At 64.5% G+C, this 20,201-nt stretch carries 18 protein-coding genes; 12 read left to right on the top strand and 6 right to left on the bottom strand.

Annotated elements, in window-relative coordinates; all coding sequences use genetic code 11:
• Position 1 precedes the first annotated feature (1 nt).
• Genes DPM35_RS11815 through DPM35_RS11800 form a run of 4 tightly spaced genes read left to right on the top strand, consistent with a single transcriptional unit; the run spans position 2 to position 4,944 of the window.
• Complete coding sequence (locus DPM35_RS11815; RefSeq protein WP_112127445.1) at positions 2 to 1,483, top strand: ABC transporter substrate-binding protein; 1,482 nt, start codon at positions 2 to 4, stop codon at positions 1,481 to 1,483.
• 28 nt (positions 1,484 to 1,511) lie between these two features.
• Positions 1,512 to 2,459 carry an ABC transporter permease gene (locus DPM35_RS11810; RefSeq protein ID WP_112127444.1) on the top strand — a complete coding sequence of 316 codons (948 nt, stop codon included), beginning with the start codon at positions 1,512 to 1,514 and terminating at the stop codon, positions 2,457 to 2,459.
• Positions 2,456 to 3,325, top strand: coding sequence for an ABC transporter permease (locus DPM35_RS11805; protein WP_112127443.1), 870 nt, complete (start codon positions 2,456 to 2,458; stop codon positions 3,323 to 3,325). The genes DPM35_RS11810 and DPM35_RS11805 overlap by 4 nt, the downstream gene beginning before the upstream one ends.
• Entirely contained in the window at positions 3,322 to 4,944 is a 1,623-nt protein-coding gene (locus DPM35_RS11800) for an ABC transporter ATP-binding protein (RefSeq protein ID WP_112127442.1), read from the top strand. Before DPM35_RS11805 ends, DPM35_RS11800 begins: the two co-directional genes overlap by 4 nt.
• Positions 4,945 to 4,966: 22 nt before the next feature.
• Here the strand turns inward: DPM35_RS11800 and DPM35_RS11795 are convergent, their stop codons facing one another.
• Entirely contained in the window at positions 4,967 to 5,398 is a 432-nt protein-coding gene (locus tag DPM35_RS11795) for a TerB family tellurite resistance protein (protein ID WP_112127794.1), read from the bottom strand.
• Positions 5,399 to 5,503: 105 nt separating this feature from the next.
• Between DPM35_RS11795 and DPM35_RS11790 the strand changes: the two genes are divergently transcribed.
• From DPM35_RS11790 to DPM35_RS11775, 4 genes are all read left to right on the top strand, one after another.
• Positions 5,504 to 6,289 (top strand): TSUP family transporter, encoded by a 786-nt coding sequence (locus DPM35_RS11790; protein ID WP_112127441.1) that lies wholly within the window; start codon positions 5,504 to 5,506, stop codon positions 6,287 to 6,289.
• Between the two features lie 51 nt (positions 6,290 to 6,340).
• On the top strand, positions 6,341 to 6,511 hold the full coding sequence (locus tag DPM35_RS11785) for a hypothetical protein (RefSeq protein WP_112127440.1): 171 nt from the start codon (positions 6,341 to 6,343) through the stop codon (positions 6,509 to 6,511).
• An 85-nt stretch (positions 6,512 to 6,596) separates the two neighbouring features.
• A complete protein-coding gene (locus DPM35_RS11780) occupies positions 6,597 to 7,430 on the top strand; it encodes a helix-turn-helix domain-containing protein (protein ID WP_112127439.1) in 834 nt (277 codons plus the stop codon).
• A gap of 84 nt (positions 7,431 to 7,514) precedes the next feature.
• The gene (locus DPM35_RS11775) at positions 7,515 to 7,934 is read left to right on the top strand and encodes a VOC family protein (protein WP_112127793.1); all 420 of its coding nucleotides are present in this window, start codon (positions 7,515 to 7,517) and stop codon (positions 7,932 to 7,934) included.
• 181 nt (positions 7,935 to 8,115) lie between these two features.
• On the opposite strand, the gene DPM35_RS11770 is transcribed toward DPM35_RS11775, so the two are convergent.
• On the bottom strand, positions 8,116 to 9,585 hold the full coding sequence (locus DPM35_RS11770) for a cobyric acid synthase (protein ID WP_112127438.1): 1,470 nt from the start codon (positions 9,583 to 9,585) through the stop codon (positions 8,116 to 8,118).
• Positions 9,585 to 10,202, bottom strand: a complete 618-nt coding sequence (locus DPM35_RS11765; RefSeq protein WP_112127437.1) for a dimethylsulfonioproprionate lyase family protein — start codon at positions 10,200 to 10,202, stop codon at positions 9,585 to 9,587. Before DPM35_RS11765 ends, DPM35_RS11770 begins: the two co-directional genes overlap by 1 nt.
• A gap of 139 nt (positions 10,203 to 10,341) precedes the next feature.
• Between DPM35_RS11765 and DPM35_RS11760 the strand changes: the two genes are divergently transcribed.
• On the top strand, positions 10,342 to 11,508 hold the full coding sequence (locus DPM35_RS11760; protein ID WP_112127436.1) for an isobutyryl-CoA dehydrogenase: 1,167 nt from the start codon (positions 10,342 to 10,344) through the stop codon (positions 11,506 to 11,508).
• Between the two features lie 22 nt (positions 11,509 to 11,530).
• The gene (gene mmsB / locus DPM35_RS11755) at positions 11,531 to 12,415 is read left to right on the top strand and encodes a 3-hydroxyisobutyrate dehydrogenase (RefSeq protein WP_112127435.1); all 885 of its coding nucleotides are present in this window, start codon (positions 11,531 to 11,533) and stop codon (positions 12,413 to 12,415) included.
• 470 nt (positions 12,416 to 12,885) lie between these two features.
• Here the strand turns inward: mmsB and DPM35_RS11745 are convergent, their stop codons facing one another.
• Together DPM35_RS11745 and DPM35_RS11735 are read right to left on the bottom strand one after the other, a co-directional pair.
• The gene (locus DPM35_RS11745; RefSeq protein ID WP_112127433.1) at positions 12,886 to 14,265 is read right to left on the bottom strand and encodes an aspartate aminotransferase family protein; all 1,380 of its coding nucleotides are present in this window, start codon (positions 14,263 to 14,265) and stop codon (positions 12,886 to 12,888) included.
• Between the two features lie 217 nt (positions 14,266 to 14,482).
• Complete coding sequence (locus tag DPM35_RS11735) at positions 14,483 to 16,558, bottom strand: prolyl oligopeptidase family serine peptidase (RefSeq protein ID WP_112127432.1); 2,076 nt, start codon at positions 16,556 to 16,558, stop codon at positions 14,483 to 14,485.
• A 116-nt stretch (positions 16,559 to 16,674) separates the two neighbouring features.
• Between DPM35_RS11735 and DPM35_RS11730 the strand changes: the two genes are divergently transcribed.
• A complete protein-coding gene (locus DPM35_RS11730) occupies positions 16,675 to 17,211 on the top strand; it encodes a hypothetical protein (protein ID WP_112127431.1) in 537 nt (178 codons plus the stop codon).
• Between the two features lie 5 nt (positions 17,212 to 17,216).
• Here DPM35_RS11730 and DPM35_RS11725 read toward each other — a convergent pair whose 3' ends face one another.
• Positions 17,217 to 18,377 (bottom strand): MFS transporter, encoded by a 1,161-nt coding sequence (locus DPM35_RS11725; protein ID WP_112127792.1) that lies wholly within the window; start codon positions 18,375 to 18,377, stop codon positions 17,217 to 17,219.
• A 241-nt stretch (positions 18,378 to 18,618) separates the two neighbouring features.
• On the opposite strand from DPM35_RS11725, the gene DPM35_RS11720 reads away from it, so the two are divergent.
• The gene (locus DPM35_RS11720; RefSeq protein WP_112127430.1) at positions 18,619 to 20,196 is read left to right on the top strand and encodes a trimethylamine methyltransferase family protein; all 1,578 of its coding nucleotides are present in this window, start codon (positions 18,619 to 18,621) and stop codon (positions 20,194 to 20,196) included.
• Positions 20,197 to 20,201 lie beyond the last annotated feature (5 nt).

The following is a 20,201-nucleotide window of genomic DNA, read 5'->3' as shown; positions in this document are numbered from 1 at the left end:
GATGAAACTGTGGAAGACCATTCTGGCCGCGGCTACCCTGTCGCTTGCCGCCGCCACGTCGGCCTTTGCCGCGCGCACCGACCTCACGCTCGGCATCGTGCTCGAGCCGCCGCATCTCGATCCGACCGCCGGCGCGGCCGCGGCCATCGGCGAAGTCACCTATGCCAATGTCTTTGAAGGGCTGACGCGCATCGACGACAATGGTCAGGTTCAACCCGCCCTCGCCGAGAGCTGGGCAGTCTCCGACGACGGCAAGGTCTACACGTTCAAGATGCATTCCGGCGTGAAGTTCCACGATGGCTCGGCCTTCAGCGCCGACGACGTGAAATTCTCGCTGGACCGGGCGCGTGCCAAGGATTCGCTCAATCCGCAAAAGCAGCTCTTTGCCCACATCACCGATGTCACGGCGGTCGATCCGGCGACCGTCAAGGTCACTCTCGACGGGCCGCAGGGCAGTTTCCTTTATGACATGGGCCAGGTTGCAGCGGTGATCGTGGCGAAGGGGTCGGCCGACGGCAACAAGGACAAGCCGATCGGCACCGGGCCGTTCAAGCTCGATCACTGGGCCAAGGGTTCCGAGATCACGCTCGTCAAGAACCCGGACTATTGGGGTACGCCCGCTGCGCTCGACAAGGCGACATTCCGTATCGTGCCCGACGCGGCCGCGGCCGTCCCCGCCTTGCTCTCGGGCGACATCCAGGCTTTCGCCAACATGCCCGCACAGGACGCGCTCGGGCAGGTCCAGTCCGATCCGCGCTTCAGCGTCGTGATCGGCTCGACCGAGGGCGAGACGATCCTGTCCATCAACAACAAGAAGCCACCCTTCGACAAGCTCGCGGTGCGGCAGGCGCTCGCCTCCGCGATCGATCGCAGCGCCATCATCGCAGCCGCCTCGAACGGTCTTGGAAAGCCGATCGGCTCTCATTTCTCGCCAGGCGACGCGGGCTATGTCGATCTCACCGGCGTCTATCCGCACGACATCGCCAAGGCCAAGGCGTATCTGAAGGAAGCGGGGCTGGAGAACGGCTTCTCGGCCACGATCAAGCTGCCACCCGTACCTTACGCACGCGACGGCGGCCAGGTGATTCAGTCCCAGCTGAAGGAGATCGGGGTCGATCTGCAGATCATCCCGGTCGAATGGGCGGAGTGGCTGAGCCAGGTCTTCACTAACAAGGATTACGACCTCACGATCGTTTCCCATGTCGAGCCTAACGACATCGATATCTATTCGCGGCCCGGCTACTATTTCCAGTATGACAACCCGAAGTTCAACGATGTCATCAAGCAGCTCGGCACCACGGTCGACAAGGACAAGAGGCTGGAACTGCTGGGTGAGGCGCAGAAGATTCTCGCCCACGACGTGCCCGCCGTCTATCTGTTCGAGCTGCCCAAGATTGGCGTTTGGGATGCCAAGCTGCAGGGCATGTGGACGAACTGGCCGATCGAGGCGGATGATCTGACCAAGGTGAAGTGGACGGATTGAGCCCGGCGCGATCGCCCGATCGCCTCCCATGACCGCCTATCTCCTCAAACGCCTCATCATCGCGGCCCTCACCCTGGTACTGGCCTCGATGGTGGTGTTCGCGGTCATGGAGGTCCTGCCCGGCGATCCGGCGCGCCTGATGCTGGGCCTCAACGCCAGCGCCGAGCAGGTCGAGGCGCTGCGCAACCAGATGGGGCTGAACGCCCCTCTGATGCTGCGCTACCTGCACTGGGTCGGCGGCCTGCTCAACCTCGATTTCGGCCGCTCCTACACCTATTCGGTTCCCGTCATCGACCTGGTGCGCGAACGCATCGCCGTTTCCCTGCCGCTGGCGCTGATCGCGCTAGCGCTTTCGACCATCATCGCTATTCCGGTCGGCGTGTTCTCGGCCAGCCGCCAGGGCCGCGCGGGCGATACGCTCGCCATGGGTGCCGCCCAACTCGGCGTCGCCGTGCCGAATTTCTGGTTCGCGCTGATGCTGATCTACCTGTTTGCCGTCTGGCTGCGGCTGGTGCCGGCCGGCGGCTTTCCGGGCTGGGGCGCCGGTATCTGGCCGGCACTGAAATCGCTGATCCTGCCGGCCATCGCGCTGGCGCTGCCGCAGGCGGCGATCCTGGGCCGCGTCGCCCGCTCGGCGCTGATCGAGGTGCTCAACGAGGATTATATCCGCACCGCGCGCGCCAAGGGCCTGCCCTACCGCGCCGTGCTCTGGCGCCATGCGCTGCGCAACGCCATGATCCCCGTGCTCACCATCCTCGGCCTGCAATTTGCCTTCCTGCTCGCCGGCACCATCATCATCGAGAATGTCTTCTACCTGCCTGGGCTGGGCCGGCTGATCTTCCAGGCCATCACCCAGCGCGACCTGATCGTGGTCGAAAGCATCGTCATGCTTCTGGTCGCCGCCGTGATCCTGATCAACCTCCTCGTCGATTTCTCCTACGCTATCGTCGACCCGCGCCTCAGAGGCCGGCAATGACCATGCGCATCGACCTGCCCGAGGAAACCATCGCCGGCGTGCTGGCCAAGGCCCTCGGCAACCGCTCCTTCCTGGTCGGGCTCATCATCACGCTGCTGATCGTTGCCGTCGCGCTCGTCTCCTTCGTCTGGACGCCTTACGACGTCACAAAGCTTGTAATCGCCGACAAGACTCAGCCGCCCTCTTGGGCACACTGGTTCGGCACCGACCATTTCGGCCGCGACATCCTGTCGATGATCATGGTCGGCGCCCGCAATTCGATCGCCGTGGCGCTGGTCGCGGTCGGCATCGGCATGGGCATCGGCGTGCCGCTCGGCGCCTTCGCCGCTGCGCGCGGCGGTCTGGCCGACGAGGCGCTGATGCGCGTCAACGACCTCGTCTTCGCCTTCCCGGCATTGCTCTCGGCAATCATGATCACCGCGATCTTCGGCCCGGGCGCCGTCAACGCCATCATTGCCATCGGCATCTTCAACATACCGGTTTTCGCGCGCGTCGCCCGCGCCGGCGCGCTGGCGATCTGGCCGCGCGAATTCATCCTCGCCGCGCGCGCCGCCGGCAAGGGCATGACGCGGATCACCGTCGAGCACATCCTGCCCAACATCGCGACGCTGCTTTTGGTCCAGGGCACGATCCAGTTCGCGCTGGGCATCCTCGCCGAAGCCGGGCTTTCCTATGTCGGCCTGGGCGCCCAGCCGCCGATGCCGAGCTGGGGCCGCATGCTGTTCGACGCGCAGACGCGCATGGTGACCGCGCCCTGGATGGCGATCTTCCCCGGCATGGCGATCGTCGTCACTGTGCTTGGGCTGAACCTGCTCGGCGACGGTCTCGCCGATATCCTCGATCCGAAATCGCGGCGGCGCCGATGAGCCTGCTCGAGATCGAAAACCTGTCGCTGACGATCGGCGCCACGCCGATCCTGAAAGGCGTCGAGCTGACGATCGCGCCTGGCGAGGTCGTCGGCCTGGTCGGTGAATCCGGCTCCGGAAAGTCGATGACGGCGCTGACCATCATGCAGCTCCTCCCCCACCTGGCGCGTGCCGAAGGCCGCGTCGCCTTCGACGGCATCGACATCCTCGGAGCCACCGAGGACCAGATGTGCGCCTTGCGCGGCGACGATATCGGCATGGTTTTCCAGGAGCCTATGACGGCGCTGAACCCGGTCAAGACGATCGGCGAACAGGTGGCCGAAGGCATTCGCTGGCACACCAAGGCGGGCCGCGCCGAGGCCGAAGAGCGCGCGCGAAAAATCCTCGACCGCGTCGGGCTGCCGGAAGCCAAATTCCCGCTGTCGCGCTATCCGCACGAACTGTCCGGCGGCCAGCGCCAGCGCGTCGTCATTGCCATTGCCTGCGCGCTGAAACCGAAGCTCCTGATCGCCGACGAGCCGACGACGGCGCTCGACGTGGTGCTGCAGGCGCAGATCCTCGACCTGTTGCGCGATCTGGTCCGCGAGAACCGCATGGGCCTGCTGCTGATCTCGCACGACCTCGCGGTGGTAACCGAGATGGCCGATCGCCTGACCATCCTGCGCCGTGGCGAGGTGACGGAAGCCGGCGACACGGCGCGCACGCTGTCGGAACAACAGCATCCCTACACACGCGAGTTGGCGCTGGCGTCGATGCATGTGCCGGCGCGGCCGAAACAGCACCTTGCCGGCTCGGCAATGCCCTTGCTCGAAGTCGAAGGCGTCGTCCGGGATTATCCGGGCCGGCGCAAATCCCTATTCCGGCCGGCGCAGCCGATCCGTGCCGTCGACGATGTCTCGCTCACCATCGAGCCGGCGCAGTCGGTGGCGCTGGTCGGCCGCTCGGGCTGCGGCAAGTCCACGCTTGCCCGCATGATCCTGGCATTGGACAAACCGACGGCGGGCACGATCCGCTTTCGCGGCGAGGCCATCATCGGAAAAGCGGAGGCCGAGCTGAAGCCGGCCAGGCGCGACATGCAGGTCGTTTTCCAGGATCCCTACGGCTCCTTCGACCCGCGCCAGAAGGTGGAGAAGCTGGTGGCCGAGCCGCTGCATCTTCTGGAAAAACAGCCGGCAAACGCCGAGCGCCGCGAGATGGTCGCGCATGCGCTCGATGAAGTCGGGCTTGGGCCACGCGACATGGACAAATACCCGCATGAATTCTCGGGCGGCCAGCGCCAACGCCTGTCGATCGCCCGCGCCATCATCACGCGCCCGAAGCTGGTGGTCGCCGACGAGCCGGTCTCAGCGCTCGATGTCTCGATCCGCGCCCAGATCCTCGACCTCTTCGCCGAGCTAAACCAGAAGCTCGGCATCGCCTATCTCTTCATCACCCATGACCTGACGGTCGCCCGCGCCATGGCGGACGAGGTGCTGGTCATGCATGAAGGCAAGATCGTCGAGCGCGGCAAGACCGGCGATGTGCTCGACCATCCGCGCTCCGAAGCCGCGCGAGCGCTGGTCGCGGCCGCCCCCGACCTTCACCGCGCCATCGCGCGACGCATGCAGGAACAGGGCTAAGCAGCCGGTATGGCCGGGCCGGCTATTCCTCCGGCTTCACCAAATCGACAGGGCTGATATCGAGCAGGTCGAGCGTGCGGCGCAGAAGCTTCACCTCGCTCTCCGCCAGCTTGGAATCGGCCTTGGCGATCTCGGCCATGTGGCGCGCGAGCAGTTTCCGGCGCTCGACATCGAGGTCGCGGAACAGCGCGATCGCCTGCGAGCCGTTGGTCTCGTAGCCATAGTCGTTGAGATATTCGATAACGCTGTCGATCGAGGTTTCGGGGATACCGAAGGCTTCCTTGCAGATGTGGCGGAAGACGACCATCTCGCTCTCCGAAACCGAACCGTCGGCCAGGATCATCCGAAACAGCATCAAAAGCTCCGCCGACAGCACCGGATCGTCCGCCACCTTGCGCACACCCGGGTCACCGTCGAAGATCGAACGTATCTGGTCGAGCAGCGCCATCGCCACCAAGCTCCCTTTCCGATTCCGTGAGATTGTTAGCTTGGAATCGCTCTTGCGCAAACGGGGCGAGCATGGTGGAAGCTGCGGTTTCCTTCCAGGCATCCCTCCCCGATGATCGATCTTACCCTGCAGACCGTCCTCATCCTGATTGCCGCGGCCTTTGCGGCCGGCTTCGTCGACTCGATCGCCGGCGGCGGCGGGCTGATCACGATCCCGGCGCTGCTGCTTGCCGGCTTTTCGCCGGTCGCAGCCCTCGGCACGAACAAACTGCAAGGCATGTTCGGTTCCGGCTCGGCCACCATTCATTACGCGGCGAACGGCCAGGTCGACCTGCGCCGTCAGTTGCCGTCGGCGCTGCTGGCGCTTGCCGGCGGCGCGGTCGGGGCGCTTTTGGCGACAGTCGTGCCCGGCGATTTCCTGCGCGCCCTGCTCCCGCTTCTCCTGGTCGCCATCGCGCTCTATTTCGCGCTGAAGCCGAACATGGACGACGTCGACCGTGCCGAACGGCTGTCGCCCTTCCTGTTCGGACTGATCATCCCGCCGCTGGTCGGCTTCTATGACGGTGTCTTCGGCCCCGGCGCCGGCTCCTTCTACATGCTCGCCTTCGTCACGCTCGCCGGCTATGGCGTGCTCAAGGCGACGGCGCACACCAAGCTGCTCAACTTCGCCTCCAACATCGGCGGCTTCATCGTCTTCGCCGCCGTCGGCGTCATCGACTGGAAGATCGGCCTGATGATGGGCGTGGCGCAGTTCATTGGCGCCCGTGTCGGCGCGAGCCTTGCCATCCGCATCGGCGCCAGGCTGATCAAGCCGCTGCTGGTGGTCGTCTGCCTGGCGCTCGCCGCGAAGCTGCTGGCCGACCCGGCCAATCCCTTGCGCCAGCTAATTGGTATGTGACCGCATCGCTGGTAGAATAAGCGCGCGCGAATCATGTTGGAGGGACGAGACATGAATCTCAGTGCGCCTACCCAAATCGTGTTCATTATCTCATTGGTCATCGCCATCATCGGCCTTCTCGCCGCGCTTGGCGTTCTTGCATTCATTCCGCTTGCTTCCGTTTGGATCATGCTCATCGCCTATATCGTGCTCGCCGCCGGCTGTTTGATGCGCGGCGCTTGAAATTCGCAGATCTCAGGCAACTCGGAGCGCCCGGCCCTGCCGGGCGCTTTTGATTCTTGCGAGCATGTTCTGATAGGCTCGCGCCATGTCCGACGAGACAGAGCGCCATCGACAGGACAACCGCTCTCCCGCCCTCCATTTCGAGATGGTCCGGCGCAAGCCGGCCGTGTCGCTCGCGGGCACCGTCACCGATATCTGCGGCTATCGCGAGACAAGGCCCGGCCATTTCCGCATCGTCGAATATGCCTCGCTGACCGTGCCGCTGGTGATCAGCTTTGCCGAAGCCTTCGCCATCGGGCTCGGCCACACGCCTGGCGACAACGACCGCTACGCCAGCTTCGCCGCCGGACTCTATGCCGGACCCGTGATGATCGAATCCTTCGGCGGCGCCTGCTGCATCCAGGTCAATTTCACGCCGCTCGGCGCCAGGCAATTCTTCGGCCTGCCGATGAGCGAACTGCGCGACCGCATGATCGGGTTGGACGACGCGCTGGGCTTCGACGGCATCGCGTTGCGCGAACAACTCGGCGAGGCATCGGACTGGGACACACGCTTCGACGTAGCAGAGAGCTTTATTACCCGCCGCCTCGCGGAGGCAAATGGGCTGTCGCCCGAAATCGCCTGGGCGTACAGGACGGTCGTCGCGTCGGGCGGCCGCACTCGCATTGCGGCGCTCGCCGGCGAGATCGGCTGGAGCCGCAAGCATCTGGCGGCGAAATTCACCGATGCGATCGGCATCGGCCCGAAGACATTGTCGCGCATCGTGCGCTTCAACCGCGCGCTTTCCCAGTCGAAGCGGCAGGGCGATGACTGGGCCGGCATCGCCGCTGATTGCGGCTATGCCGACCAGGCGCATCTGGTGCGCGAGTTCCGCCAGCTTGCCGGCGAGACGCCGACCGGGCTCGCAGCGCTGATGTAGCCTTAAGCCGAGGTAACATTTCTTCAAGACGCCGACCCGGCCATGATGGACATTGGCTCGATCGACGCGAACAAGGAGATCGTCATGCCCTCGTCAACCGAAGCACCCCGTATCTATCCCGCCCTGCGCTACAGGAACGCCGCCAAGATGATCGACTGGCTGGGCGAAGCCTTCGGCTTCGAGGTCCGCGCCCGCTATGGCGAAGGCGACGTCGTCCACCACGCCGAGCTGACCTTCGGCTCCTCGATGATCATGCTGGGCACGGCGCGCGACGACGATTACGGCAAGATTGTCGGTGATCCAAGCGGTGGCGGCGGCAAGTCGATCTACATCGCCGTGGATGACGCCGATGCCGCCTATGCGCGAGCCAAGAAGGCCGGCGCAAAAATCATCCAGGAACTGGTCGACCGCGACTATGGCAGCCGCGAGTTCATCTGCCTCGACCCGGAAGGCAATGTCTGGTCCTTCGGCACCTATTGGCCGAAGACCGGGGAGAAGGCGTAGGAAGTTCACCGACGTCACGGATCGGCGACAGCATTCCAACTTCGTCATCCACGGGCGAAGCGGGAGCCGAAGCGGACGCACAGACCCGAGAATGACGATGGGACGGGCGTTGCGGCCAAACGCCATGGCAGCGACTCCATCGATGCAGCAAAGTCGCCGTCAAGCCTTCAGCATCGGGCAGTCAGCGCGCCAGCCCAATGATCGTGTCGCAGTCGAGATGTCGCTCCAGCTCAGCCGCGACCTCGTCCAGCGCCTTCTCGACCTCGGCGCGATAATCGATGCCGCCGCCTTTGACACCGAGGCTCTCCAGATAGGCGGCGCGAAAAGCGTCGGCGGAAAACAGCCCGTGCAGGTAGGTGCCAATCACCTTGCCATCGGCCGAAACGGCGCCGTCCTCGGCGCCGTTGAGGATCGTCGACGGCCGCGCCGTATCCGGACCAGTGGTGCGGCCGAGATGGATCTCATAGCCTTCGAGCGGCAGGCCGAATTGTACCGATCGCGCGCTCGAATTGCGCACGGTCTTTTCCGGCTCCATCACCGTCTCGATGTCGAGCAGGCCGAGGCCCTCGGCCTCTCTCACACTGCCTTCGATGCCGTCGGGATCGCGCACCATGCGGCCGAGCATCTGGTAACCGCCGCAGATGCCAACGACATGGCCGCCGCGCTTGCGGTGGGCGAGAAGATCGCGATCCCAGCCGTTCTCGCGCAATTTGATGAGATCGCCGATCGTCGACTTCGAGCCGGGAATGACCACCAGCCCGGCATCCTCCGGCAACCTCTTGCCCGGCGGCACGAACACCACCTCGACCTGCGGCTCGGCTTTCAGCGGATCGAGGTCATCGAAATTGGCGATGCGCGCCAGCATTGGCACCGCCACCTTCAGCGCCCGTTTCCGGCCGGAAGCGAGGCGTTCGAGCACCACGGAATCCTCGGAGGGCAATCGGCCGGCTGCCTTCAGCCAAGGCACGACGCCGAAGCAGGGCCAGCCGGTGAATTTTTCGATTGCCTTGATGCCGTCGTCGAACAACGAGACATCGCCGCGGAACTTGTTGATGAGGTAGCCAACGATCATGCGCCGATCCTCCTCCGGGAGGATGAGATGCGTGCCAGCGACCGAAGCAATGACGCCGCCGCGATCGATGTCGCCGACCAGGATCACCGGCACATTGGCGCGCGTGGCGAAACCCATATTGGCGATGTCGCGGCTGCGTAGATTGATCTCGGCCGGCGAGCCCGCGCCCTCGACGATGACCAGATCGGCCCGCTTGCCGATCTTCGCCCAGGAATCGAGCACAGCGTCCATCAGTCCGGCTTTCATTGCCTGATAGTCGCGCGCCCGCGCCTCGCCATAGACCCTGCCCTGCACCACCACCTGCGAGCCGATATCGCTCTGCGGCTTGAGCAGCACCGGGTTCATGTGCACGGTCGGGCGAACCCCACAGGCCAGCGCCTGCAGCCATTGCCCACGGCCGATCTCGCCTTCGCCGGCCTCGCCGGGAATGTCTGCGACGGCGGCGTTGTTCGACATGTTCTGCGGCTTGAACGGCCGGACCTTCAGACCGCGATTCTTCGCGGCGCGGCAAAGCCCGGCCACCAGCACGGTCTTGCCGACATCGGAGCCCGTGCCCTGCAGCATGATCGCTTTTGCCATCAGGTCCTGCCTCTCAAGTCGATCATCGGGCCGATGGTCGATTTCTGCGCCAGCGGCCCACCGCGCCAGAGATAGAGCGCCATCAGCGGCTCCGTGCCCGTGCGCATGGCATGGCTGACGCTGGAGGCGTGGTGAATGACCTCGCCGGCATCGCGGGCATGAAAACGCCCCTCGCCCATCCGCCACTCCGTGCCGCCGGTCAGGGGGATATAGATCTCCTCGGCGATGTGGTGGTGGTCGGGATAGACGATGTCCGGTCCAAGGATCAGCAGGCCGCCCGCGACCTCGTCGTTGACGAAATGCCCGCGGGTGCCGAACACTTCCAGCCAGCCGTAATTGTCGATGAAGCTCGGCCCGAAATCGGCGGCCGTATAGGTCTGCCCCCAGCGCAGCTCGTCCCGATGGTCGGCAACGAAGCACGTCAGCGGCCTGGCGTCGGCCGGCGCAAGCTTGGCGATGCGATCGAGACGGCCAAGGCAGGCAAGGGCGCGCGGTTCGAGAGAACGGACAGGCATATCCCAGCCGATGCGCGCGACTTCGTCCGCGACCAGATCGTTGTCGACGCTGGCGAGATAGGCATGGAAGCGCTCCAGCAAATCATCGAAAATTGTCGGCACGCAAGAACTCCGTTAGTCATTCCATGCACAGCCGGTTCTCAACGGCCCGGGTTGCGCGGCGGCATCATTGGTCTAGATTGAACGGCGCGCAAAGCCAAAAACGACAGGCCAGAAGGCCTGAAACGACAGGGAGCACGCCATGGACGCGGCAGTCGATGCGGGCACTGGCCAATTCGAACTCAACGAGGAGCAGCGCGCCATCCAGGAGATGGCCCAGGCCTTCGCGGCGGACCGCGTGGCGCCCAACGCGCTCGACTGGGACAAAGCAAAGCACTTCCCCGCCGGCGTGATCCGCGAGACCGGCCCGCTCGGCCTGGGCGGCATCTATGTGCGCGACGATGTCGGCGGCTCGGCGCTTGGCCGGCTGGACGCGGTGCTGATCTTCGAGGCGCTTGCCCACGCCGATCCGGCCTTCTCCTCCTTCATCTCGATCCACAACATGGCGGCCTCGATGATCGACCGCTTCGGCTCGGACGAGCAGCGCCAGCGCTTCCTGCCGAAACTGACGTCGATGGAGTGGCTGGCAAGCTATTGCCTGACCGAGCCCGGCTCCGGCTCCGACGCCGCCGCGCTGAAGACGCGCGCCGTGAAGAGCGGCGACGATTATGTCCTCAACGGCGCCAAGCAGTTCATTTCCGGCGCCGGCGACAGCGATCTCTATGTCGTGATGGCGCGCACCGGCGGCGATGGCCCGAAGGGCATTTCCACCTTCGTCGTGCCCAAGGATGCGCCGGGCCTCTCCTTCGGCGCCAACGAGCACAAGATGGGCTGGCACATGCAATCGACCCGCCAGGTCATCTTCGAGGACTGCAAGGTGCCGGTCGAAAACCTGCTCGCCGCGGAAGGCGCCGGCTTCGGCATCGCCATGGCCGGGCTCGACGGCGGAAGGCTGAACATCGCCGCCTGTTCGCTGGGCGGCGCGCAGTCGGCGCTCGACAAGGCGCTCGCCTATACGGGCGAGCGCAAGGCCTTCGGCTCCAAGATCAACCAGTTCCAGGCGTTGCAGTTCAGGCTGGCCGACATGGAGACGGAGCTGCAGGCGGCCCGCATCTTCCTCTACGCCGCCGCTTCCAAGCTCGACCGCAAGGCGCCCGACGCCGGCAAATGGTCGGCGATGGCCAAGCGCTTCGTCACCGATATCGGCTTCGACATCGCCAACCAGGCGCTGCAGCTGCATGGCGGCTACGGCTATCTGCACGATTACGGCATCGAGAAGCTGGTGCGGGATCTGCGCGTCCACCAGATCCTCGAAGGCACCAACGAGATCATGCGCGTCATCATCGCGCGCTCGCTGATTGGTCGCTGACAGAAAATACGGGAGAAAAACGATGGCAACCATCGCCTTCATCGGCCTCGGCAACATGGGGAATCCCATGGCTGCCAATCTCGTAAAAGCTGGCCACGCTGTGCTGGGCTTCGACCTCATGCCCGAGAACCTTACAGTCGCGAAAGAGCATGGCGTGACAGTCATGGCGAACGCAGCCGCCGCGGTGAAGGACGCCGACGTGGTCATCACCATGTTGCCTGCCGGCAAGCATGTGCTGTCGGTTTACGAAGACATCGCGCCCAAGGCAAAGAAAGCCGCGCTGTTCATCGACTCCTCGACCATCGATGTCGAATCGGCGCGCAAGGCGCATGCGATTGCCGCCAAGCACGGCCTGCCCTCGATCGACGCCCCGGTCTCTGGCGGCACCGGTGGGGCCGCGGCCGGCACCCTGACCTTCATGGCCGGCGGTTCCGACGAGGCCTTCGCCATCGCCGAGCCGATCCTGAAGCCGATGGCCGGGCGCATCGTTCATTGCGGCGGCGACGGCGCCGGCCAGGCGGCCAAGATCTGCAACAACATGATTCTCGGCATCTCGATGATCGGCGTCGCTGAGGCCTTTGTGCTCGCCGAAAAGCTCGGCCTGTCGCACCAGGCGCTGTTCGACGTCGCCTCTACCTCTTCCGGCCAATGCTGGTCGCTGACCACCTATTGCCCGGTGCCCGGCCCGGTGCCGGCCTCGCCGGCCAACCGTGACTACAAGCCGGGCTTTGCCGCCGCGCTCATGCTGAAGGACTTGAAACTGTCGCAGGAAGCCGCGCAGAGCGCGGGCGCCGTGACCCCGCTCGGCGCCGAAGCCACGCAGCTTTATGCGCTGTTCAACGCGCAGGGGCATGCCGGTGTCGATTTTTCCGGCATCATAAATTTCCTGCGCGGCGATAAAAGCTAAGCGGCTGCTTTAGAACGGTTATTAGCGTATTTTTTCGACCAAAAGCCGGCAAATTTAGATTTGCTTAAGGTCTCGCTAACGCACCGGTAACGATGTGCCTTTAAAACGGATTGCGAGGCGGACATCGCGTCCGCCCGGCGCTCCGGATCAGGTCTCGCGTACCGGAGCCCGTAAGTTTCGCAAGTATTCTTGTCGCGAAACGCCATGCGTATCTGGCAGAGCCGCGTTCCCGTTGGGACGCGGTTTTTGCGTTTTGGAGACATCAGCAGCGTAGTCCCAGGGCGGACCAGGAGCGAAGCTCCGTCGCGGAGACCCTGGGATCCATTCCGTTGCCCCGGACGCTAGGCGCAGCGGGGCGAATTCTGCACTCCTGGCGGGGTGTCGATGTAACGGAATGGATCCTCGGGTCTGCGCTGCGTCGCTTCGCTCCTTGCTTCGCCCGTGGATGACGATGGAGCTTGGATGCCCGCTCAGCGCTTCCGCAAATCCGCATCCGCGAGATCGAGCGCCTTGGCGATCCGCTCACAGGCCATGTCGATGGTGTCGCGCGTCCAGATCAGCGGCGGCGAGAGAATCATCGTGTCGCCGGTGGCCCGCAGCATCATGCCGTTTCCGATCGCATGGTCGCGCACCACGACCGCCGCACTTCCCGACGGCAGATAACGCTCCTTGGTCGCCTTGTCCTTGACGATCTCGATCGCGCCCATCAGGCCGATCGAACGCACCTCGCCGACCAGCCTGTGCCCGGCGATCCGCTCCTGCAGCGCCTGCGCGAAATACGGCCCGGTGTCGTTCTTGACGCGCTCCACCAGCCCTTCCTTCTCGATGATCTCGAGGTTCTTGAGCGCCACCGCGCAGGCCACCGGATGACCGGAATAGGTATAGCCGTGATAGAACTCGCCGCCCTTCTCCACCAGCGTCCTGGCGATGCGGTCGCCGACCAGCAGCGCCGACAGCGGCTGGTAACCGGAGGTCAGCGCCTTGGCGGTCGTGATGGTGTCGGGCTCGATGCCGAAAGTCTGCGCCGCGAACCATTCGCCGGTGCGGCCATAGCCGGTGATGACCTCGTCCAGCATCAACAGCACATCGTATTTGCGGCAGATGCGCTCGACTTCCGGCCAGTAGCTCATCGGCGGGATTTTTACCCCGCCGGCGCCCATCACCGGTTCGCCGATGAAGGCGGCGACCTTATCGGCGCCGGCTTCCAGGATCGCGTCCTCGACCGCCTTGGCCGCACGGATGCCGAAATCATGGTCGCTCTCGCCGGGCAGCGCCAGCTCATAGGCATAAGGCATCATCACATGGACGATGTTGGGCACCGCGCCGCCGAGTTGCTTGTGCATCGGCTCCATGCCGCCGAGCGACGTGCCGGCGATCGTCGAGCCGTGATAGGCCGACTTGCGTGAGATGACGCGGTTCTTCTCGGGCTTGCCTTCGAGCGCCCAGTAGTGGCGCACGAGCCTGAGCGCCGTGTCGTTGGCTTCCGAGCCGGACGAGCCGTAAAAAACCTGGCTGACATGCTTGGGCGCCAGCTCGGCCAGCTTCTTCGACAACAGCACCGGTGTCGGCGTCGAGCATTTGAAGAAGGAATTGTAGTAGGGCAGCTCCTTCATCTGCGCGTAGGCCGCCTCGGCCAGCTCGTCGCGGCCGTAGCCGACATTGACGCACCAAAGGCCCGCCATGCCGTCGAGGATTTCGGTGCCGTCGGCGTCGTAGATGAACGGTCCCTTGGCATGGGTGATGATGCGGGAGCCGATCTCGCGCAGCTCCTTGTGGTCGGTGAACGGATGAAGGTGGTGCGCGGCGTCGATCTGCTGAAGCTGCTTCAGCGAATAGTTCTGATAGGTCATGGATTTGATCTTTCCTCTTGAATCAATCCGGCAACGGCCGGGGCGGATTCAGAGGAAGGCAGGCGGCGAATAGCCGATGCGGGCGCAAAGCCGCAACAGCTCGGCGCGAAGGGTCCGCGGTGACGGCGTCACCGCGACCCCGAAGGCGCCTGATGTACTGAAGCGGATCATGGCGGCAGCTTATGCCGCCTGAGGCCCAAAATTCAAGCCACCCCTGTCATGCAGGCTTACGGAGCGACCGCTGCAGAAAGATGTAGCGCATCGCCGTCTGCGCGGCCTGCGGCCGGCGGTCGCCGCGCCCGCCATGGCCGCCTTCGGTCTCCTCGAAGAACAGCGTCCTGTCGTGGCCGGCCTCCTTAAGCCGCGCCGCCATCTTGCGCGCATGTCCGGGGTGCACGCGGTCGTCGGCGGTCGAGGTCATTAGCAGCACCGGCGGATAGGCGACATTCGCCTCGACGTGCTGGTAGGGCGAATAGGCGGCGAGCCAAGCCGCCTCTTCCGGCTTCGACGGATCGCCATATTCGGCAATCCACGAAGCGCCGGGCGGCAATTCGGTGTAGCGCAGCATGTCGAGAAGCGGCACGTCGATGATAACGGCACCGAACAATTCCGGCCGCTGCGTCAGCGACGTGCCGGTAAGCAGGCCGCCATTGGAGCCGCCCTGGATGCCGAGCTGCGCCGCCGTCGTGATGCCGCGCCTCACCACATCCTCGGCTACCGCCGCGAAGTCGTCGAAGGCGTTCTGGCGCTTGCCCTTGAGCGCCGCCTGATGCCAGGCCGGACCGAATTCGCCGCCGCCGCGGATGTTGGCCTGGACATAGGCGTTGCCCTTGTCCAGCCAGAGCTTGCCTCGAATGCCCGCATAACCGGGTAGCAACGGCACCTCGAAGCCGCCATATCCATAGAGCAGCGCCGGCACCGGCCCGTTCTGGTCGCGTCGCCTGACCACGAAATAGGGGATCATCGTGCCGTCCTTCGAGCGGGCCTCGAACTGCTCCGAAACATAGGGCGAGGCATCGAAGCGGGCCGGCTGCGATTTGACTGTCTCAAGCGTCTCGCCATTGTCGTCCGACCAGATGATCGAGCTCGGCGTCAGGAAATCGGTGAAGGAGAAAGAGACGCTGGAGCCGAAATGCTCGGCATGGCTGATGCCGACATTGCCGTTGTCGGGTAGAGCCACCGGCTGGAGCGACCAGCCATTTGCCGCGCGGTCGCAGGCGATGACCTTGCCGCGCACATTGTCCATCAGGTTGATGAACAGTCGGTCCTGTGTCCTGGCCAGCCCAGCGATCGAAACGCGATGGGCCGGCGCGAGCACCGTCTCGAACGGACCGAACTCGCCCGTGTCGATCCAGCGATCGAAATCGAAGGAGTAAAGCCCGTCGGGCAGGCATTGCGTGCCGTCCGGCGCCGTCCACGGGCTGCGCACGCCGAAGATCAGCTGACCCTTGAAGATCGCCGTGTCGGTGGCGTCGTCGGGCAGCGGGATGCGCCTGTTTTCGCCCGAAGCCAGTCGCAGGAAACTGTGCGAGGTGAAGAAATCGAGCGTCTTACCGAGCAGCACATGCCGCCTTTCGCCGTCATATTCGACACCGCCGCCGACCGCGAGATGCTGTTTCTCGCCTTCGAAGATCGACGTTGCGTCCTCGAGCTTGGTGCCGCGCCGCCAAAGTTTTATGACGCGCGGATAGCCGGACTGTGTCTTGTCTTCCTCCTCGAACGCCGCCGAGACGAGCACCGTGTCCTTGTCCAGCCAGGAAAAGCCCGACTTGGACGCCGGAGCGCGAAACCCGTCCTCGACGAAGGATTTGGTCGCGATATCGAACTCGCGCATCTCGCTGGCGTCACCGCCGTCTGGCGACATGTAGAGCAGGCAGCGGTTGAAATCGGGATAGAGCCGGCTGGCGCCGCCGAACACCCATTTCACGCCTTCCTTCGCCGAGAGTTCATCGAAATCGATGATCGTCTCCCAATCCGGCTTCTCGGTCTTGTAGGAAGCGACGGGCGCGCGCCGCCACAGGCCCAGCGCATTGGTCTTGTCCTGCCAGAAATTATAGACGTGGCCGGCAAGTGCAGCCCCGACCGGCATATTGTCCTCGGCCGTCATCAGATCGAGCGCGGTCTCGAAGGTCGCCTGATAGGAAGGATCGCCCTGCAATTCGGCCACCGTCAGCGCATTCTGGCGATGAACCCAGTCCAGAGCTTCCTTGCCGTTGCGATCCTCCAGCCAGAGGAAGGAATCGTCGGTGCTATCGGCCGAAGCTGGCTGCGTCTGTGCGATGGACTGGCTCATGTGGTCTCCAAAATTCGTCACGCTCGGTGCCACAAACATCGGCATGGCGCTACCGACATTCAATTGCAGCCGGTAAAAAGGACGATCCGAAATCGTGCCATCGAGCGGGACACCTCGTGCAGCGGCTCTACATAGCGACGGAGAAGTTTGGCCCATCCGACGGTCCTCGTTGGGAGAGCTACGTCGCTTGGTCAGGTCTGACGCAACTGAGCGAGGTCGTCACACTCGACGGAATGCTCTGCCCGGCAGCGCTTGCAGAGATAAAGGACAGCTACTGGCCTCACGTCGTCAACGAAGACTTCATGCTTGGCTTCTTCATTGACCTCGATTTCCTCCTCTCGGAACTGCCGGATACGCGAGGCCTGAACATCCTTGGGGTGATCCGAAAACCATCGATCGATGTGCGCTCGCTCGAGTGGGACGGGTTTGCATTCCTCGGTTACGACCTGATGGACAAGAACGTTGGCAACAGCGCGTTGAGCAATTGCGGCGGCTTTCCCGACGTTTTCGCGGACACAGAACTCTCCGGTGTCGGGTTGTTGGAGAACTTCGACCGCGCGGTCGAAATTCGCGATCTGCTGCAGAGAACACATCCGGAAGAGCGGCACGCCGACTGCGATCTGTGGGCAATCTTCCGACGGCAAGAGCGCTGAGCCGCCTAGACGACCCGCCGGCGAAAAATGGTCGCCGCCGCCAGGGCCGCGCAGATCGCACCGAGCGTGATTGGAAGCCCGGCGGCGCCGACCACATCCATCACGCTGCCGGTGAGCGGCGGCACGACTATGCCGCCGAGGCCCCACATCAGCGAGAAGGCGGCATTGCCGGCAACCAGCGCCGAGCCGGTGAACCGTTCGCCGAGCTCGATGATCGACATCGTGTAGATGCCGTAGGACACCGCGCCCCACACGAAGACGCAAACCCAGATCAGCGGCGTCTCGATCAGCGCCGGCAAGAGCACGCAGCCGAGGATCGTCACCACGACGCAGCCGAAGCGAACCAGGCGCGCCGTCAGCCTTTCGGCGAGCAGGCCGAGCGGCACCTGCATGGCGATGTTGCCGGCGATCATCACCGACAGCAGCGCCGACATGCGCGCTTCGGGAATAGCGTAATGCGTTCCATAGACCGGTAGCAGCGCCAGGATCGCCTGCTCGAAACCGGCTGCGACGACAACCGACGACAAAAGCAGCCAGGCCAATGGTATGAAGCCCAGCACCGAAACCTTGTTCTCGGCCTCATCGACCTTGGGCAGGCGGCGCACCACCGCGGCCAGGCAGCCGCCGCAGAAGAGAAAGGCGCCGATGCCAACCAGAAAAGGCGGCCAACCTTCGGTGCCGACGGCGAGAAGACAGAGCGGCCCGGCCGCGAAGCCGGCCGAAATGATGGTAGAATAAATGCCCATGACGCGGCCGCGGCGCGCCGGCGGCGCCAGCGCGATCACCCAGATTTCGCTGAGCACATAAAGCGGGTTGGTCACCACGCCGATCAGGAAGCGCAGCGGAAACCACAGATAGACATTCTGCGTCCAGCCGACCAGCGCCAGCACCAGCGCCGAGAGCGCGGCGCAGGTGAGCGCGGTACGCCCTGCCCCGAACCGGCGCGCCAATGCCGGGATCAGCGGCGAGGACAGGACAAAGCCGACCGGCGTCATTGCCGCCGACAGCCCGATCATCGCCGGCGAGACGCCCTGCCGCTGCAGGATGAAGCTGAGCAGCGGATAGGAAAGCCCTTGCGCGATGGCGAACACCGAAACGGTCGCGATCACGCCTGCGATCGCGGCCCACTGCACGTTCTCGCCGGTCTCTGATTTCGCCAGAGCCATCATTCCTGCTCCAATCGTTCGGAGGCTTAGCCGTTGCGGCCGGTCGCCGTAAGGCCCACTGCCGGCGAAAGCGGATGCTCCAGCCAAACCCTGCCAGGAGCGCCGGCGCTGCAGGGAACGCTCGCGCAAGCTCCCCTTCCGGCATGTCGCTTCCCTCGCCCTAGGGGTCGCCGCCTCCTCACCGGCTGCATTGTCGCCGGTCCATTATGCCGGCCAATTTCGCATCCTCACGAGGCTTCTCATGACCGCCGCCCTTCATCCCGCCGAGCCGGCACCGGCTACCGATCGCGCCCGCCGTGGCGGCCGCGCGGGCAAGCGCGCCGGCGGCGCGGCCGCTTTCGAGCAGCCCGCCTTCCGGCAGTTGAAGAACCCGCTGATGCCGACCAAGTTCGTCTCCGACGACGAGTTGGAATCGATCCATCTCGCTTCGCTGCGGGTGCTGAAGGAGATCGGCGTCGATGTTCTGCATGAGGAAGCCCGCCGCATCATGAAGGCGCATGGCGCTGATGTGCGCGAAGGCTCGGAGCGCGTGCGCTTCGACAGCGACATGATCCTCGAGCTCGTCTCGCACTGCCCGTCGGAATTCACGTTGCACGCCCGCAACCCGGCGCACAATCTGCGCTTCGGCGGCAACAACGTCATTCTGTCGATGATGGCCTCGGCGCCGAACTGCTCCGACCTCGACCGCGGCCGCCGGCCCGGCAACCAGGCCGACTACCGCAACTTCCTGCGCCTGGCGCAGATGCACAACATCCTGAACTGCACCGGCGGCTATCCGGTCGAGCCGATCGATATCCATCCCTCGGTCCGGCACCTGGAATGCATCCGCGACCTCGCCATGCTGACCGACAAGGTCTTCCACATCTATTCGCTCGGCAAGGAGCGCAATGTCGACGGCATCGAGATCACCCGCATCGCCCGCGGCATCAGCCGCGAGCAGCTGATGCAGGAGCCCTCGGTCTTCACCATCATCAACACCAATTCGCCTCTCAAGCTCGACGTGCCGATGATGGAAGGCATCATCCAGATGTCGAGCATGGGCCAGGTCGTCATCGTCACGCCGTTCACGCTCTCGGGCGCCATGGCGCCCGTCACCGTGGCCGGCGCGCTGGTGCAGCAGAACGCCGAGGCGCTTTCCGGTATCGCCTTCGCGCAGATGGTGAAGAAGGGCGCGCCGGTCGGCTATGGCGGCTTCACCTCCAATGTCGACATGAAGTCCGGCGCGCCGGCCTTTGGCACGCCCGAATACATGAAGGCGCAGCTCGTCGGCGGCCAGCTCGCCCGCCGCTACAACATCCCCTATCGCACCTCCAACACCTGCGCCGCCAACACGGTCGACGCGCAGGCCGCCTATGAAAGCGTGTTCTCGCTGTGGGGCGCGATCCAGGGCGGCGGCAATCTGATGATGCACGGCGCCGGCTGGCTGGAAGGCGGCCTGCGCTGCTCCTACGAAAAGACCATCCTCGACATCGACCTTTTGCAGATGGTGGCCGAGTTCCTCACCCCGCTCGACCTCTCCGAGGATGCGCTCGGCTTCGATGCCATCCAGTCGGTCGGCCCGGGCGGCCATTTCTTCGGCACCCAGCATACGCAGGAACGCTACAAGACCGCCTTCTATTCGCCGATCGTCTCCGACTGGCGCAACTTCGAGACCTGGACCGAGGCCGGCTCACCGACGGCGATGGAGCGCACCAACAAGGTCTGGAAGGAGCGCCTCGCCTCCTATGAGGAGCCCTATATGGACCCGGCCATCCGCGAGGAACTCAACGACTTCGTCGAGAAGCGCCGCGCCGAAGGCGGCGCGCCGACGGATTTCTGATCTGC

The sequence above is a fragment of the Mesorhizobium atlanticum genome, assembly GCF_003289965.1.
Taxonomy (GTDB): Bacteria; Pseudomonadota; Alphaproteobacteria; order Rhizobiales; family Rhizobiaceae; genus Mesorhizobium; species Mesorhizobium atlanticum.
Note: the sequence above shows the minus strand (reverse complement) of the source record. Positions and strands in the feature narration are given on the sequence as shown.

What these genes read in the sequence shown, in the direction of transcription:
- DPM35_RS11815 (WP_112127445.1), top strand. Translation starts at nt 2, where the DNA reads ATGAAACTGTGGAAGACCATTCTGGCCGCGGCTACCCTGTCGCTTGCC.
- DPM35_RS11810 (WP_112127444.1), top strand. Translation starts at nt 1,512, where the DNA reads ATGACCGCCTATCTCCTCAAACGCCTCATCATCGCGGCCCTCACCCTG.
- DPM35_RS11805 (WP_112127443.1), top strand. Translation starts at nt 2,456, where the DNA reads ATGACCATGCGCATCGACCTGCCCGAGGAAACCATCGCCGGCGTGCTG.
- DPM35_RS11800 (WP_112127442.1), top strand. Translation starts at nt 3,322, where the DNA reads ATGAGCCTGCTCGAGATCGAAAACCTGTCGCTGACGATCGGCGCCACG.
- DPM35_RS11790 (WP_112127441.1), top strand. Translation starts at nt 5,504, where the DNA reads ATGATCGATCTTACCCTGCAGACCGTCCTCATCCTGATTGCCGCGGCC.
- DPM35_RS11785 (WP_112127440.1), top strand. Translation starts at nt 6,341, where the DNA reads ATGAATCTCAGTGCGCCTACCCAAATCGTGTTCATTATCTCATTGGTC.
- DPM35_RS11780 (WP_112127439.1), top strand. Translation starts at nt 6,597, where the DNA reads ATGTCCGACGAGACAGAGCGCCATCGACAGGACAACCGCTCTCCCGCC.
- DPM35_RS11775 (WP_112127793.1), top strand. Translation starts at nt 7,515, where the DNA reads ATGCCCTCGTCAACCGAAGCACCCCGTATCTATCCCGCCCTGCGCTAC.
- DPM35_RS11770 (WP_112127438.1), bottom strand. Translation starts at nt 9,585, where the DNA reads ATGGCAAAAGCGATCATGCTGCAGGGCACGGGCTCCGATGTCGGCAAG.
- DPM35_RS11760 (WP_112127436.1), top strand. Translation starts at nt 10,342, where the DNA reads ATGGACGCGGCAGTCGATGCGGGCACTGGCCAATTCGAACTCAACGAG.
- mmsB (WP_112127435.1), top strand. Translation starts at nt 11,531, where the DNA reads ATGGCAACCATCGCCTTCATCGGCCTCGGCAACATGGGGAATCCCATG.
- DPM35_RS11745 (WP_112127433.1), bottom strand. Translation starts at nt 14,265, where the DNA reads ATGACCTATCAGAACTATTCGCTGAAGCAGCTTCAGCAGATCGACGCC.
- DPM35_RS11735 (WP_112127432.1), bottom strand. Translation starts at nt 16,558, where the DNA reads ATGAGCCAGTCCATCGCACAGACGCAGCCAGCTTCGGCCGATAGCACC.
- DPM35_RS11725 (WP_112127792.1), bottom strand. Translation starts at nt 18,377, where the DNA reads ATGGCTCTGGCGAAATCAGAGACCGGCGAGAACGTGCAGTGGGCCGCG.
- DPM35_RS11720 (WP_112127430.1), top strand. Translation starts at nt 18,619, where the DNA reads ATGACCGCCGCCCTTCATCCCGCCGAGCCGGCACCGGCTACCGATCGC.